Origin of the sequence: Lentzea sp. CA-135723 (assembly GCF_050936595.1) — a bacterium.
In the GTDB taxonomy this organism is placed as follows: domain Bacteria; phylum Actinomycetota; class Actinomycetes; order Mycobacteriales; family Pseudonocardiaceae; genus Lentzea.
The window spans coordinates 2,692,906-2,706,387 of sequence record NZ_JBNJMK010000001.1; the positions used below are offsets into that span (position 1 = coordinate 2,692,906).

Annotated in this window: 15 protein-coding genes; 7 read left to right on the forward strand and 8 right to left on the reverse strand. The window is 70.1% G+C overall.

The genetic code is table 11. The features are described 5' to 3' along the window. Nucleotides 1–21 precede the first annotated feature (21 nt). Entirely contained in the window at nt 22–852 is an 831-nt protein-coding gene (locus tag ACQEU1_RS11310) for an enoyl-CoA hydratase/isomerase family protein (protein ID WP_433199105.1), read from the forward strand. Here the strand turns inward: ACQEU1_RS11310 and ACQEU1_RS11315 are convergent. Then, a complete protein-coding gene (locus ACQEU1_RS11315) occupies nt 839–1,423 on the reverse strand; it encodes a TetR family transcriptional regulator (RefSeq protein ID WP_433199107.1) in 585 nt (194 codons plus the stop codon). The genes ACQEU1_RS11310 and ACQEU1_RS11315 overlap by 14 nt on opposite strands. Nucleotides 1,424–1,517: 94 nt before the next feature. On the opposite strand from ACQEU1_RS11315, the gene ACQEU1_RS11320 reads away from it, so the two are divergent. After that, on the forward strand, nt 1,518–2,549 hold the full coding sequence (locus ACQEU1_RS11320) for an NAD(P)-dependent alcohol dehydrogenase (RefSeq protein WP_433199109.1): 1,032 nt from the start codon (nt 1,518–1,520) through the stop codon (nt 2,547–2,549). Nucleotides 2,550–2,595: 46 nt separating this feature from the next. Continuing rightward, nucleotides 2,596–4,008: a glutamate decarboxylase gene (locus ACQEU1_RS11325; RefSeq protein WP_433199111.1), complete on the forward strand. Its 1,413-nt coding sequence runs from the start codon at nt 2,596–2,598 to the stop codon at nt 4,006–4,008. A 48-nt stretch (nt 4,009–4,056) separates the two neighbouring features. Here the strand turns inward: ACQEU1_RS11325 and ACQEU1_RS11330 are convergent, their stop codons facing one another. Then, nucleotides 4,057–4,527, reverse strand: a complete 471-nt coding sequence (locus ACQEU1_RS11330) for a roadblock/LC7 domain-containing protein (protein WP_433199113.1) — start codon at nt 4,525–4,527, stop codon at nt 4,057–4,059. 5 nt (nt 4,528–4,532) lie between these two features. Continuing rightward, nucleotides 4,533–4,904 carry a hypothetical protein gene (locus tag ACQEU1_RS11335; protein WP_433199115.1) on the reverse strand — a complete coding sequence of 124 codons (372 nt, stop codon included), beginning with the start codon at nt 4,902–4,904 and terminating at the stop codon, nt 4,533–4,535. Between the two features lie 235 nt (nt 4,905–5,139). On the opposite strand from ACQEU1_RS11335, the gene ACQEU1_RS11340 reads away from it, so the two are divergent. Together ACQEU1_RS11340 and ACQEU1_RS11345 are read left to right on the forward strand one after the other, a co-directional pair. Beyond that, complete coding sequence (locus tag ACQEU1_RS11340) at nt 5,140–5,535, forward strand: hypothetical protein (RefSeq protein WP_433199117.1); 396 nt, start codon at nt 5,140–5,142, stop codon at nt 5,533–5,535. Between the two features lie 15 nt (nt 5,536–5,550). Further along, complete coding sequence (locus ACQEU1_RS11345; RefSeq protein ID WP_433199119.1) at nt 5,551–6,279, forward strand: DinB family protein; 729 nt, start codon at nt 5,551–5,553, stop codon at nt 6,277–6,279. Here the strand turns inward: ACQEU1_RS11345 and ACQEU1_RS11350 are convergent. From ACQEU1_RS11350 to ACQEU1_RS11365, 4 genes are read right to left on the reverse strand one after another with little or no spacing between them, the layout of a single operon-like run. Further along, nucleotides 6,269–7,174, reverse strand: coding sequence for a carbohydrate ABC transporter permease (locus tag ACQEU1_RS11350; protein WP_433199121.1), 906 nt, complete (start codon nt 7,172–7,174; stop codon nt 6,269–6,271). The genes ACQEU1_RS11345 and ACQEU1_RS11350 overlap by 11 nt on opposite strands. Further along, a complete protein-coding gene (locus tag ACQEU1_RS11355) occupies nt 7,171–8,448 on the reverse strand; it encodes an ABC transporter permease subunit (RefSeq protein WP_433199123.1) in 1,278 nt (425 codons plus the stop codon). The genes ACQEU1_RS11350 and ACQEU1_RS11355 overlap by 4 nt, the downstream gene beginning before the upstream one ends. Before the next feature lie 29 nt (nt 8,449–8,477). Continuing rightward, nucleotides 8,478–9,752, reverse strand: coding sequence for an ABC transporter substrate-binding protein (locus tag ACQEU1_RS11360; protein ID WP_433199125.1), 1,275 nt, complete (start codon nt 9,750–9,752; stop codon nt 8,478–8,480). Between the two features lie 8 nt (nt 9,753–9,760). Continuing rightward, nucleotides 9,761–10,954, reverse strand: coding sequence for an ABC transporter ATP-binding protein (locus ACQEU1_RS11365; protein WP_433199127.1), 1,194 nt, complete (start codon nt 10,952–10,954; stop codon nt 9,761–9,763). A gap of 134 nt (nt 10,955–11,088) precedes the next feature. Between ACQEU1_RS11365 and ACQEU1_RS11370 the strand changes: the two genes are divergently transcribed. Then, complete coding sequence (locus ACQEU1_RS11370; RefSeq protein WP_433199129.1) at nt 11,089–11,772, forward strand: response regulator transcription factor; 684 nt, start codon at nt 11,089–11,091, stop codon at nt 11,770–11,772. Next, on the forward strand, nt 11,769–12,983 hold the full coding sequence (locus ACQEU1_RS11375; protein ID WP_433199131.1) for a sensor histidine kinase: 1,215 nt from the start codon (nt 11,769–11,771) through the stop codon (nt 12,981–12,983). Before ACQEU1_RS11370 ends, ACQEU1_RS11375 begins: the two co-directional genes overlap by 4 nt. On the opposite strand, the gene ACQEU1_RS11380 is transcribed toward ACQEU1_RS11375, so the two are convergent. Then, the gene (locus ACQEU1_RS11380) at nt 12,980–13,276 is read right to left on the reverse strand and encodes a YiaA/YiaB family inner membrane protein (protein WP_394620692.1); all 297 of its coding nucleotides are present in this window, start codon (nt 13,274–13,276) and stop codon (nt 12,980–12,982) included. The genes ACQEU1_RS11375 and ACQEU1_RS11380 overlap by 4 nt on opposite strands. Between the last annotated feature and the right edge of the window lie 206 nt (nt 13,277–13,482).

Sequence of the window (13,482 nt, forward strand, 5' to 3'; positions counted from 1 at the left end):
TACCTAGACGACGGAGCTGACATGAACCTCGACGACTTCTCCACCCTGCGCACCGGCCTGCGGGACGGCGTGCTGACGGTCGTCCTCGACAACCCTCCGGTGAACGTCCTCGGCGCCACGATGATGAGGGAGCTGCGCGACCTGCTGAACGGCATCGCGAACGACCCCGCGGTGAAGGTCGTCGTCTTCGAGAGCGCGAACCCCGAGTACTTCCTGGCCCACGTGGACATGCACATCCTCGACCAGCGCGAACTCCTGGAAGAGCTCGCCGCGTCCACACCGGACGGTGTGAACGTCTTCCAGGCCACCGGCGAGCTGCTGCGGCACCAGCCGCAGGTGTCGATCGTGAAGCTGGCCGGCAAGGCGAGGGGTGGTGGCGCGGAGTTCGTCGCCGCGGCGGACCTGGTGTTCGCCGCCGAGGAGACCGCGGGGCTCGGGCAGGTCGAGGCGCTCATGGGCATCACGCCCGGCGGTGGGGCGACACAGTACCTGCTGGACCGGGTCGGCCGGCACCGCGCGCTGGAGCTCGTCCTCGCGGGCGAGCTCGTCGACGCGCGCACCGCCGCCGCCTACGGCTGGATCAACCGGGCGGTCCCCGCGGCCGAACTGGACCAGCACGTCGACCGGGTCGCGCGCACCATCGCCGGGCTCGCCGACGGCGTGGTCGCGGCGGCCAAGCGCGCCCTGCCGCCCGCCGATCTCGGCGCCGGGCTGGCCGTGGAGAACGACGCGTGGGCGTCCCTGGTCGCACTGCCCGCCGCGCAACGGCTCATGAGCGCCGCGCTCGCCGCGGGAGCGCAGACCGTCGAGGGCGAGCGGGATCTCGAGCAGCTCGTGCTCAGGGTGCGATGACTCTCCGAACGGCGTCGCGGAGCAACTCGCGCCGCTGGTCGTGCACCTCGCCGGGCTCCTCGGCGGTCGCCGCGTAGACGTTGCTGACCGGCGACCACGCCATCGACATCGCGATGACCATCGCCATCACGTCGAACGGATCGCCCGCCCGCACCAGACCGGCGGCCTGCGCGTCGGCGATCGCGCTCAGCTTGGTCGCGTCCATCCGGTCGCCGTCCGCGACGAGGTACCCCGCTGGACGGCGTTCGAGCCGGGTCCAGGTGGCCAGCCGGATGAGGTCGGGGCGGAGCAGGTACTCGTCGTAGAGCCGGACCGCCCAGTCCGCGAGGTCCGTCGCGTCGATCGGGACGACCGTCATGATCCGTTCCAGCGACGCGAAGAAGATCTCGTCGAACAGGCCTTCCTTGCTGCCGAAGTAGGCGTAGAGCTGCGCCTTGTTGGTGCGGGCCGTCTCCACGACGCGTTCGATGCGCGCGCCGGCGATCCCGTGGGAGGCGAACTCGTCGGTCGCCGCCTCGATGATGCGGTCCCAGGTGGCGGCGCCGCGCGCGGTCAGGGGCTTCTCGGCCATGCGCGCGACCCTAGCAACAGAACAGTCGGTTTGCTTTCGAGCCGGAGAGGGGTACGGTCGAAGAAACAAACCAACTGTTCTGTTTGGGAGAGCGATGCGCACCACCACCGGCTGGCAGGCCACCGACGACGGCCTGCGCGAGACCCCGATCGAGCGCCGCGACCTGCGACCGGACGACGTCGCGGTGCGCGTGGACTTCTGCGGCGTCTGCCACACGGACCTGCACGCCCTCAACTCCCACGACGGCGGTCCGCTGGTCCCCGGCCACGAGTTCACCGGCGTCGTCACGGAGATCGGGCCCGCCGTCACGCGGTTCGCCCCGGGAGATCCCGTCGCGGTGGGCAACATCGTCGACTCGTGCGGCGAGTGCGCGATGTGCCTGCGGGACCAGGAGAACTACTGCGCGGAGTTCCCGACCCTCACCTACGGCGGCAAGGACCGCCACGACGGCACGACGACGCTGGGCGGTTACTCACGCGAGTACGTGGTGCGCGAGGACTTCGCCTATCCCCTGCCCGCGAGCCTGGACCCGGCGGCCGCCGCGCCGCTGCTGTGCGCGGGCATCACGGTGTGGGAACCGTTGCGCGCGTTGAACGTCGGACCCGGCACCAGCGTCGCGGTGGCGGGCCTCGGTGGGCTCGGGCACCTGGCCGTCAAGCTCGCCGCCGCGCTCGGCGCCGAGGTGACGGTCCTCAGCCGCAGCCCGGACAAGGCGGCGGACGCGGCGAAGCTCGGTGCCCGCGACCTGCTGGTGACGACGGACCAGCAGCAGCTCGCCGCCGCGGCCCACCGGTTCGACGTCCTCATCGACACCATCGCCGCGCCGCACGACCTCAAGCCGTACCTCGGCGTCGTGGCCGTGGACGGCACGCTCAGCCAGGTCGGCGACCTCGGCACGGTCACCGTGGACGTGATGGACCTGTTGCAGGGCAGGAAGAAGCTCAGCTCGTCGGGCAGCGGCGGACGAGCCCAGACCGCAGCGATGCTGGAGTTCTGCGGCGAGCACGGCATCACGGCCGACGTCGAGGTCGTGCCGTCCCGCGAGGTCGGCACCGCGCTGGAACGCCTGGCGCGCAACGACGTGCGCTACCGGTTCGTGCTCGATCTGGCCGATCTCGACCGCTGACGCCTGGTCCGGTGGCGAGATCGCCGCGGACCGCGAGAATGGGGGCGTGCCGCTCACCCATCCGTCCGACCCGCGCCGCCACAGCAGGGGCCACGTCGAGGCGAACCCCGTGTTCCTCCGCGAGCCAGGGGGCATCCCCCGCGACCGGATGCCCGCAGGCGAGCTCGACGCGGACACCGCCTACCAGGTGGTGCACGACGAACTGATGCTCGACGGCAACTCCCGGCTCAACCTGGCCACGTTCGTGACCACGTGGATGGAGCCCCAGGCCGCGCGGCTGATGGCCGACTGCGTCGACAAGAACATGATCGACAAGGACGAGTACCCGCGCACCGCCGAGCTGGAACAGCGGTGCGTGCGGATGCTCGCCGCGCTCTGGCACGCGCCCGACGCGGACCAGCCGACCGGCTGTTCCACGACGGGGTCCAGCGAGGCGTGCATGCTCGCCGGCCTCGCGCTGAAACGCCGCTGGCAGCACCGGCGCCGCGCGGCCTCGCTCCCCACCGACCGGCCGAACCTGGTCATGGGCGTCAACGTGCAGGTCTGCTGGGAGAAGTTCGCGAACTACTGGGACGTCGAGTGCCGGCTGGTGCCGATGGAGGGCGACCGGTTCCACCTCACCGCGGACCAGGTCGCCGAGCACTGCGACGAGAACACCATCGGCGTGGTCGCCGTCCTGGGGTCGACCTTCGACGGCAGCTACGAACCCGTCGCCGAGATCTGCGCGGTGCTGGACGCGCTGCGGACCGAACGCGGCTGGGACATCCCGGTGCACGTCGACGGCGCTTCCGGCGCGATGATCGCCCCGTTCTGCGACCCCGGGCTGGAGTGGGACTTCCGGCTGCCGCGGGTCGCCTCGATCAACACCTCGGGCCACAAGTACGGGCTCGTCTACCCCGGCGTCGGCTGGGTGCTCTGGCGCGACGCCGCCGCGCTGCCGGAGGACCTCGTGTTCCACGTCAACTACCTCGGCGGCGACATGCCCACGTTCGCCCTCAACTTCTCCCGCCCCGGCGCCCAGGTCGCCGCGCAGTACTACTCGTTCCTGCGACTCGGGGTCGAGGGCTACACCCGCGTCCAGAACTACAGCCGGGACGTCGCGACGAGCCTCGCCGATCGCATCGCGGCGCTCGGCCCGTTCCGGCTGCTCACCCGAGGCGACCAGCTCCCCGTGTTCGCCTTCACCGTCGCCGACGACGAGACCCGGTTCTCCGTGTTCGACGTCTCGGCCGCTCTGCGGGAACGCGGCTGGCTCGTCCCCGCCTACACGTTCCCCGCCCACCGCGAGGACCTGGCCGTGCTCCGGATCGTCGTGCGCAACGGGTTCACCCACGACCTCGCCGACCTCCTGATCGACGACCTCGGCCGCAGCCTGCCCGCCTTGCAGGCCCAGCAACAGCCGCGCCACGACCAGGGTTCCGCCGCGTTCGCCCACGGCACGGACACGCACACGTCCTGACGGTCGCGCGAGGGAGGCCGGTCGCCGCCGAGCGACCGGCCTCCCGTCTCACGACGTCGCGAGTGCCGTGTGCAGCAGGCCGAGCGCCTGCTTGGCGCGAACGTTGAACATGCCCATCGTCGTGTCCCGTTCACCGAGCACGACCAGCAGCGTGTCCTCGTCCACACCGAAGACGCCGACCTGGCCGGACTCCCCTTCGAAGAACACGGCCCTGGGGCTGCCGACCCTCGCCTGCGAGGTGAACTGGGTCGCGAGGCCCGCAGCGGCGGCGGCCATCGCGGCCACGCCGTCGTCCTCGATGCCGCGCGTGATCCCGCACAGCACCAGGCCGTCGCGGGTCGCGACCAGCACCCCGTTGATCGAGATGGAGTCGATGTCGTCCTGGATCGTCTGCAGCGCCTCGGTCATCCTCCTGGCGTTGTGACCCGCTCCCTGTCGCGCGATCGCCGGTGCCGGCTTCGCCGCGCCGCGCCTGCGCAGGGGCAGCGCGCCGGAGTTCTGCGCTGCCTGGGTGGACATGTCGTTCACACCGTCAGGTCGGCTTCGATGGCCCTGAGGCTGTGCCTGGCGAGTGCGAGGTTCGCGCGCTCGCGGTCCAGGACGAGGTAGAGGAACAGCGCGTTGCCGCGCTTGCCCCCGGAGAGCAGGCGGATCAGGTGGTACTGGCGGTGCAACGTGATCAGGATGTCCTCGATCTCGTCGTTCAGGTTCAGCGCGGAGATCACCCGCTGCTTGGCCCGGACGACCTCCGTGTTGCCGGCCGCGGCCACCTCCAGGTTCAGCCAGTCGCCGCCGCCGATCGAGCCGAGCGACATCCCGCTGTCGTAGTCCACGAGCGCGACACCCACCGCTCCCGTGATGGTCATCGCCTCTTTGAGCGCCGTTTCGATGTTCATCCGAATGCTTCTCCTCGTGCGCGCCTTGTCACACACGGTTGCGATTTCGCCGATGCCCCACCGAAAAACCGCAGGCAGCCCGTGTGATCACGTCACCCTACGTCGCCACGAAGGGGCTAATGACAGGCCTGTTCGGAGTAACCGGTCCGTTCAGGACCGAACGAACGTCCAGTGCGGACAGTCCTAACCGGTCCGTTCGGGACCGGTACCGGACCCGCTCTGCCAGGGTGAACGCATGAGTCGACGGTTCGTCCTCGCGTTGCTCGTCACGGGACTGCTCAGCGCCTGCGGCAGCACCCCCGCACCTCCGTCGGAGAGCCCGGCGCCCACCACGGCCGCCGAGATGACGGAGATCGCGCTGGACGTGACGGGCACGGCCACGATCACCACGCTGACGCTGACCGTCGACGGGACCGCCACCGAGGAGAAGTCGGTGACGCTGCCCTGGCACAAGACGCTCCAGTTCCCGCAGAAGAGCGGCAAGCACGAGTGGAAGCTGGAGATGTCCTACGAGGGCGGCACCGTGCTCGCGAAGGGTGTCTCGGCCGGGCGCCTGCTCACCCAGACCAGTGGCAGCGGCTCGCCGGGCAGCACGAACTCCGCCAGGCTGTCGGGCAGCATCTCGGACTGATCCGGAAGGACCCCCATGAGCCTCCCCGACGACCTGCGCGGCGCGGCGTTCACCGACGTGAGCCTGCGCGGTGCCCGGTTCACCCGCGCGAACTTCTCCGGCGTGGTCATGCGGGCGGTCGACGTCGGCGGCACGGACATCGACGCGCCGTGGCTGCTCGACGGTGAGAGCGCGCTCCTGGTCAACGGCGTGGACGTCGTGCCGTTCGTGGAGGCCGAGCTCGACCGCCGCTTCCCCGGCCGGTCCGAACGCCGCGCGCAGGACCCGGACGGGCTGCGGGCGGCGTGGGCGAAGGTCGAAGCCGCCTGGGCCACGATCACGGAACGGGTGCCGGAGGGCGCGCAGGACGTCTCGGTCGACGGCGAGTGGTCGTTCGCCGAGACGCTCCGCCATCTGGTCATGGCCACCGACACCTGGCTGCGCGGCGCGGTGCTCGGCGTCGAGAAGCCCTACCACCCGCTGGGGATGCCGAACGCCGAGTACGAGACCGACGGCCACGACATGGCGGTCTTCACGTTCGGCACCCCGCCGTACGCCGAGGTGCTGCGCGCACGGGCGGACCGGGTGGCGATGGTCCGCGACTTCCTCGCGACCGTCACCGAGGAGGACCTCGCCGTCGTCCGCGCGAACCCGTGGGCGCCGGACCACCAGGAGACCACCCTGGCGTGCCTGCACACGATCCTCGAGGAGGAGTGGGAGCACCTGCGCTACGCCACCCGCGACCTCGCCACCGTCACTTCGTAGACCCGGCCAGCACGCCCTGCACGAAGTACTTCTGAAACACCAGGAACACCGCCAGCGGCACGACCATCGACAGGAACGCGCCGGTCGACAGCATGTCGATGTTGGTGCCGAACTGGCGGAGCTGCGCCCGCAGCGCCACGGTGATCGGCGCCGAGTCCTGGTCCGCGAACACCAGCGCCACCAGCAGGTCGTTCCACACCCACAGGAACTGGAAGATCGTCAGTGACGCGATCGCCGGCTTCGCGACCGGCAGGATCACCCGCTTGAAGATCACCCACTCCGTCGCGCCGTCCATCCGCGCGGCCTCGATCAGGTCGCGTGGGATGCCGGCGAAGAAGTTGCGCAGCAGGAAGATGGCGAACGGCAGCCCGAACGCGACGTGGAACAGCACCACCCCCGCGATCGTGCCGAACAGCCCCAGAGCGCCGAACAGCTTCGCCACCGGGATCAACGCGACCTGGATCGGCATGACGAGCAGCCCGACCACGACGACCGTCACCGTCTCCCGGCCGGGAAACTCGATCCACGCCAGCGCGTAGGACGCCAGCGACGCCATCACCACGACCAGAACCGTTGCGGGCACGGCGATGTAGAACGTGTTGAGGAACGACTGCCACACCTCCCGGTCCGCCACCAGGTCGGCGTAGTTCGCCAGGGTCAGCTCGGCCGGCTTGGTGAAGACGGTCCACCAGCCGCTCGCGGTGTTCGCCGACTCGTCCCGCAGCGACGCCATCAGCAGGCCGAACACCGGCACCAGCCAGAACACCGCCACCAGCGCCAGCACAACCTGCACGAAACCGTTGCCCAGCCGCGAAACCACCCGCGTCAGCACACCGCGCCGGGGCGTGCCGGACACCGGCACGTCGATGCGGACCTCGTCGGCCACAGCAGTCACGACCGCTCCCGTCGGAATCGGCGGATGTTGAACAGCATCGCCGGAGCCACCAGCAGGAACAGGATCACCGCGAGCGCGCTGCCCGCCCCCTGGTCGCCGCCGGTGCCGAACGACACCTGCCACATCTGCAACGCCAGCACGTTCGCCTCGCCCTGCACCGACCCCGGCGCGATGACGAACACCAGCTCGAAGATCTTCAACACGTTGATCACCAACGTCACGAACACCACCAGCAGAACCGGTGACAGCAAGGGGATCGTGACGCGCCGGAACACCTGCCACTCCGTCGCGCCGTCGACCCGCGCCGCCTCCAGCGCGTCCCGGGGAATGGCCGAGAGCCCCGCCGCGATGAACGTGATCGCGAAGCCCGTCATGATCCAGATCCAGGACGAGATGATCACCGGGGTGATCAGCGACGGCCCGAGCCAGGTCAGCCCGCGGAACGGCAGCGAGAAGTTCTCCTTCGCGAGCCGCACGGTCACCTCGGCCTCGCCCAGGTCGGGGAACGTGAACCGGCCGTCGTCCCCGGTCGTCGTGCGCCCCACCACTTTCCCGTCCCGCACGGCCTCCACCGCGACGCCCGGCAGGCCGCGTTCGGTCGGGTCGACCGTGCCCGCCTTCCCGCCCAGCGACACGTCGAGCCACAGCACGCCGCGCAGCTCACCGGGACCCGCGGCCGGCACCGAGGCGGGCAGCGCCTTCTCCGACACGTCCTGCGGCGGATATCCGATGAGCGGCACCGAGATCGTCTCGCCCGCCCGCGCCGGGCGGATGGACGCGAACCCGGCATCCGTTGCGGCATAACCGTCTCGTGGCCGCGCGCCGGGGTACTGCGAGGCCGGGCTGAAGATGTCGTGCACGCCGACGATGGCCGCGTTCACGACGCCCTCCTCCGGCTCCTGCGCGTACACCAGCCGGAAGATCACGCCCGACGCGAACAACGAGATCGCCATCGGCATGAACAGCACCAGCCGGAACGCCGTCGCCCACCTGATCCGTTCGGTCAGCACCGCGAGGACCAGGCCGAGCCCGGTGACCGCCGCCGGTGCGACGACCACCCAGATCACGTTGTTGCGGAACGCCGTCAGCGTCCGCGAGTCGGTGAACGTGTCGACGTAGTTGCGCACGCCGACGAACTCGTCACCCGTGGCGTCGAAGAAGCTGCGGATCAGCGAGAACACCAGCGGGTACAGCACCAGCGCCGCGAGCACCACCAGTGCGGGCAGCAGGAACGGGATCGCCTGCCGGGGCGAGCGCCCCGGCGCGGCGTCCACGTTCGCGCTGAACCTCCGCTTTCCGGGCATCATCCGGCGTAGGCCTTGGCCGCGTTGGCCTCCAGGCGCGCCATGATCCCGTCGACGTTCTTCGGGTCTGCCAGGAAGTCCTGCAGGTCCTTCCACTCCCCCGCGCCCTTCGTGCCGCCGAACGCGGCGGGCGCCAGGTCGGACATGTCGAACCGGACGTTGTCGCCCGCGTCGACGATCCGCTGCGCCAGGTCCTGCGTCACGGCGTCGGGGTACGCGGTCTCCGGGATGTCCTTGTTGGGCGAGAGGAACCCGCCGAGCTCGGCCCAGATCTTGCCGGACTCGGGTGACGCCAGGAACTTCATCAGCTCGGTCGTCGCCCTGTCGTCCTTGAACTGCACGGCCATGTCACCGCCGGCGACCACGGCGTCCTTGCTGCCCGCGACCGAGGGGAACGGGAAGAACTTGGCGTCCTCGCCGACCTTCGCCTTGGTGTTGGTGGTGATCACGCTCGCCACGAAGTCCGCCTCGAACACCATGGCGGCGCTCGAAGGCTCACCGAAGACGTTGATCACGGACTTCGGGAACTCGGTCTGCAGCGCGCCGGCGGCGATCAACGTGGGGTCGCCCCAGAGCTTCGCCAGTTCCTCCAACGCCTTCTTCACGCTCGGGTCGGTCCACGGGATCTCGTGCTTCGCGAGCTTGTCGTAGTTCTCCGGCCCCGCGGTGCGCAGGTAGACGTTCTCGAACCAGTCGGTGAGCGTCCAGCCGTCCGCGCCGCCGACCGACACCGGCGCGAGACCGGTCTCGGAGATCGCCCTGCTGACCTTGATCAGGTCGTCCCACGTGGCCGGCGGCGTGGCACCGACCTGCTGGAACGCCTTCTCGCTGTACCAGAACGCTGACTTGTTGGCGGTCTTGAAGGTGAAGCCGTAGAGCTTGCCCTCGACGCTGCCGAGCTGCTTCCACACCCCGGCGTTGTGCTCGGTGACGGCTTTCTCGACGTCCGCGCTCAACGGCTTGAGCGACCCGGCCTTCGCGAACTGCGCGACCAGACCGGGCTGGGCGACGAGCGCGATGTTCGGTGGTGTGCCTCCGGAGATTCTGGTCTGCACCACGGTCGGCAGCTCGTCACCGGCGGGTGTGTACTTCACCTCGGCGCCCGTCCTGTCGCCGAACGCCTTGAGCACCTGCTCGAAGTTCTTCTGCTCGTCCCCGGTCCACGGCCCGACGACCTCGACGGTCTGGCCACCGAGGTCCTGACCGGCTCCCGTCGCACCTCCGGAGCACGCGGCGGCGGCGAGTGCGAGCAACGCGATCCACTGCTTCCTCATCGAAGCTCCTACTTCCAGATCGAGGACCCGGTGGCCGGGTCGAAGAAGTGCAGCCGGGACGTGTCCACCCAGGCGGCGACGGGTTGTCCTTCGTAGATGCGGGTGCGCGGGCTGAACCGGCCGACCAGCACGGTTCCCTTGCCGCCCGTGGGCAGGTCGTCGGTGCCGGCGTCCTGCGCCAGCTCACGCGTGTCGTCGGTGACGACCGGAGGGACGTCGACCGGGAAGTGCACGAGGACGTCGGAGCCCATGGCCTCGACCAGATCGGCCACGGAGTGCAGGATCTCGCCTTCGCGGGCGTCGGCGAGCGCCGTGTCCTCCATGTCCTCCGGGCGGATGCCGACCACGACGTCGCGGCCGACGTACTGCTTGAGACGCGGCCGTTGCTGCAGCACGGATTCCGGCAGCAGCAACGCGTCGGAGTCGAGCGAGACCCAGAACCTGCCCTCGGCGTCCTCGCTGAGCTTCGCGGACACCAGGTTCATGCCCGGCGAGCCGATGAACCCGGCGACGAACAGGTTGACCGGGCGGTCGTAGAGCTCCTGGGGCGGCCCGACCTGTTGCAGCACACCGCGGCGCATCACGGCCACGCGGTCGCCCAGGGTCATGGCCTCGGTCTGGTCGTGCGTGACGTACACCGTGGTCACGCCGATCTCCCGCTGGATGCGGGCGATCTGCGCGCGCATCTGCACGCGCAGCTTGGCGTCCAGATTGGACAGAGGCTCGTCCATCAGGAACGCCTGGGGCGCGCGCACGATCGCCCTGCCCATCGCGACGCGCTGCCGTTGCCCGCCGGAGAGGTTGCGCGGCAGGCGGCCGAGGTGCTCGGTCAGTTCGAGCACCGCCGCGACCTCGCGCACCCGGTGGTCGATCTCGGACTTCGGCAGCTTGCGCAGGGTGAGACCGAACGCGATGTTGTCGAAGACGTTGAGGTGCGGGTAGAGCGCGTACGACTGGAACACCATCGCCACGTCGCGGTCGCGGGACGGCACGTCGTTCACGACCTGCTCGCCGATGTGGATCGTGCCCTCGGTGATCTGCTCGAGTCCGGCGATCATCCGCAGCGCCGTCGTCTTGCCGCAGCCGGACGGGCCCACGAGCACCAGGAACTCCCCGTCGCGGATCTCCAGGTTGAGATCGGTGACCGCTCTGGTGCCGTCGCCGTAGGCCTTGCCCAGCCCCGTCAGAACGACTTCTGCCACGCCAACTCCCTGGTCCGGTGTGTCCGCAGACCGTAGGCCCGCCCGTCCTAAGGAAGATTTAAGGACGAAACACGATCGCGATAAGCTCGTGGCAAGCCTCCCAAACGACCCGTTCGCTGCTTACCCTGCGTCTTATGTCGAAGGTGCTCGTGGTCGAGGACGACCCGGTGGTCCAGGCGGCGCTCGTGCACGCGCTGACCGACCTCGGGCACGTCGTGCAGGCCGTCAGCACGGCGGTGGCGGCGCTGCGGGAGGCCGGCACCTCCGACCTCGACCTGGTGATCCTCGATCTCGGGCTGCCCGATCTCGACGGCGTGGCGGCGCTGCGGATGCTGCGCGGGGTGAGCAACGTGCCGGTCATCGTGGCGACGGCGCGGGGAGCCGAGACGTCGGTCGTCAGCACGCTGAACGCCGGCGCGGACGACTACATCGTCAAGCCGTTCTCGGCAGAGCACCTGGCCGCGCGGATCAACGCCCTGCTGCGCCGCACCAACGGCGCGGCCACGCCGTCGGAGGTCGTGGAGCTCGGCGACCTGCGCATCGACCTGGCCCAGCGGACGGCCACGCTCGGCGACTCCGTGCTCGCGCTGAGCAGGCGTGAGTTCGACCTGCTCGCCTATCTCGCGCAACGGCCGGCGCGCGTCGTCTCCCGCCGTGAGCTGATCCAGGCCGTGTGGGGCACCGCGTACGTGGGCGACGACAAGACGATCGACGTGCACGCGTCGTGGTTGCGGCGCAAGCTCGGCGAGACGGCGGCGCATCCCCGTTATCTGCACACGGTCCGCGGCGTCGGGTTCAAGCTGGCGGCGCCGGAATGAGGGCTGTCATCACCCGCGCGCTGCTGCTCGGCGCGGGGCTGGTCGCCCTCGTTCTCGTGCTCACCGCAGGGTTTCTGGCCTACTCGCACGCCTCGTACACCGCCGTGGAGGCGGACCGGCGTGACGCGGCGGTGGTCGCCGGGGTGCTGGCGGTGTCGTCGGACGCCGACTCCGTGCGGGGAACGATCGCGCGCACCACCGCCGGCGCCGAAGGCCGGTTGTCGGTGGTGCTGGCGAACGGCACGCGGCTCGGCGCCGGTGGTGGCGAGCCGCTGACTTCCGTTGGCGGAGCGGTGGTCTCCGTGGTGCCCGCCCCCGTCGAGTTCCCGTTCGCGGTGGTATCGCTGGTGATCGCGATCGCTCTCGCGGCGCTCGCGGGCGCGGTGTGGCTGGGGCATCGGCCGTTCACGCCGGTGCTGCACGCGTTGCGCGACCTGAGGTCGTCGGTGGGACGGCGGGTGCGGCTGCGCGGGCCGCGCGAGTTGGAAGAACTGGCCGAGTCGATCGACGAGGCGTCGTCGCGCACGTCGCTGCTGCTCGCCAAGGAACGCGAGATGATCGCGGACGTCTCACACCGGCTGCGCACGCCGTTGGCGGCCCTGCGGCTGGACGCGGACGCGGTGGGCTCGGGTCCGGTGGCCGACCGGATCCGCAGCGCGGTCGGCACCCTCGGCCACGACGTCGACCGGATCATCCAGTCGCTGCAACCGGCCGAGATCGAGACGCCCGGCAAGTGCGACGTGGCGTCGGTCGTCGAGGCCAGGATGGCGTTCTGGTCAGCGCACGCCGCCGACCAGGGCAGGCTGTGCGAGATCGACGTCGGCGAGCCGTGCTGGGTGCCGCTCTCCCCCGACGCGCTGGGCGCCGTGGTGGACACGTTGCTGGAGAACGTCTTCCGGCACACCCCGCCCGCCGCTCCGGTCGGCGTGTCGGTGGTGCGGCACGCGGGCTGGGTGACGCTGGTGGTCGAGGACGGCGGCACGGGCCTGGCCGACCCGTCCTCGGCGTTGCACCGCGGCAGCAGCGGAGGCGGCTCGACGGGGCTCGGTCTCGACATCGCGCGGGCGGCAGCGGAGGCCACCGGCGGCACGATCCACCTGGAGCGCGGACGCCTCGGCGGGGCGCGCGTGCGGTTGCGGTTCGGGGAGGCCAACAGCCACCACGAACCGGAGAGCCCGCGCGCCTGGCGGCTGTGGCACCGGCACCCTTAGGCGACGTCGAGCTTGTACGGGTCGTGCTCGGTCAGCAGCTTGTCGAGTCTGGCGCGGTCGACGCGGCTCGTGATGTAGGTGTCCTCCTGCCGGTCGCGCAGCACCTTGGCCAGGGTGAACGCCGAGGTCACGGTGTAGAGCATGGCGATGCCGAGGAACGCGCGGACCCAGCCGTCGACGGGCAGGAACACGACTCCGATGCCGACGGCGGTCAGCGAGAGCCCGAACGAGAGGACCGCCTGCACGTAGAACGCGGCGGTCGTCGGCGTGTGCGAGGGTGCGGGAGCAGTCATGATCCCGAGAGTCCTGGGTCACCGCACCGCTGTCATGAGTACGGCTACTCATGTCGTGGTCACGGTTCCGTCGTTCACATTCCGGAACGACCACTGATGCTTTTGCCCTAACGCTACCTGCTCCCTTTGCGGCGTTATCAAAAAATGACCTGGGCTGCTATTAGTTTTGCGAACGAAGGTGACGTTCCGCATTCATGGTGACCAGG

What these genes read in the sequence shown, in the direction of transcription:
- ACQEU1_RS11310 (WP_433199105.1), top strand. Translation starts at nt 22, where the DNA reads ATGAACCTCGACGACTTCTCCACCCTGCGCACCGGCCTGCGGGACGGC.
- ACQEU1_RS11315 (WP_433199107.1), bottom strand. Translation starts at nt 1,423, where the DNA reads ATGGCCGAGAAGCCCCTGACCGCGCGCGGCGCCGCCACCTGGGACCGC.
- ACQEU1_RS11320 (WP_433199109.1), top strand. Translation starts at nt 1,518, where the DNA reads ATGCGCACCACCACCGGCTGGCAGGCCACCGACGACGGCCTGCGCGAG.
- ACQEU1_RS11330 (WP_433199113.1), bottom strand. Translation starts at nt 4,527, where the DNA reads ATGTCCACCCAGGCAGCGCAGAACTCCGGCGCGCTGCCCCTGCGCAGG.
- ACQEU1_RS11335 (WP_433199115.1), bottom strand. Translation starts at nt 4,904, where the DNA reads ATGAACATCGAAACGGCGCTCAAAGAGGCGATGACCATCACGGGAGCG.
- ACQEU1_RS11340 (WP_433199117.1), top strand. Translation starts at nt 5,140, where the DNA reads ATGAGTCGACGGTTCGTCCTCGCGTTGCTCGTCACGGGACTGCTCAGC.
- ACQEU1_RS11345 (WP_433199119.1), top strand. Translation starts at nt 5,551, where the DNA reads ATGAGCCTCCCCGACGACCTGCGCGGCGCGGCGTTCACCGACGTGAGC.
- ACQEU1_RS11360 (WP_433199125.1), bottom strand. Translation starts at nt 9,752, where the DNA reads ATGAGGAAGCAGTGGATCGCGTTGCTCGCACTCGCCGCCGCCGCGTGC.
- ACQEU1_RS11370 (WP_433199129.1), top strand. Translation starts at nt 11,089, where the DNA reads ATGTCGAAGGTGCTCGTGGTCGAGGACGACCCGGTGGTCCAGGCGGCG.
- ACQEU1_RS11375 (WP_433199131.1), top strand. Translation starts at nt 11,769, where the DNA reads ATGAGGGCTGTCATCACCCGCGCGCTGCTGCTCGGCGCGGGGCTGGTC.
- ACQEU1_RS11380 (WP_394620692.1), bottom strand. Translation starts at nt 13,276, where the DNA reads ATGACTGCTCCCGCACCCTCGCACACGCCGACGACCGCCGCGTTCTAC.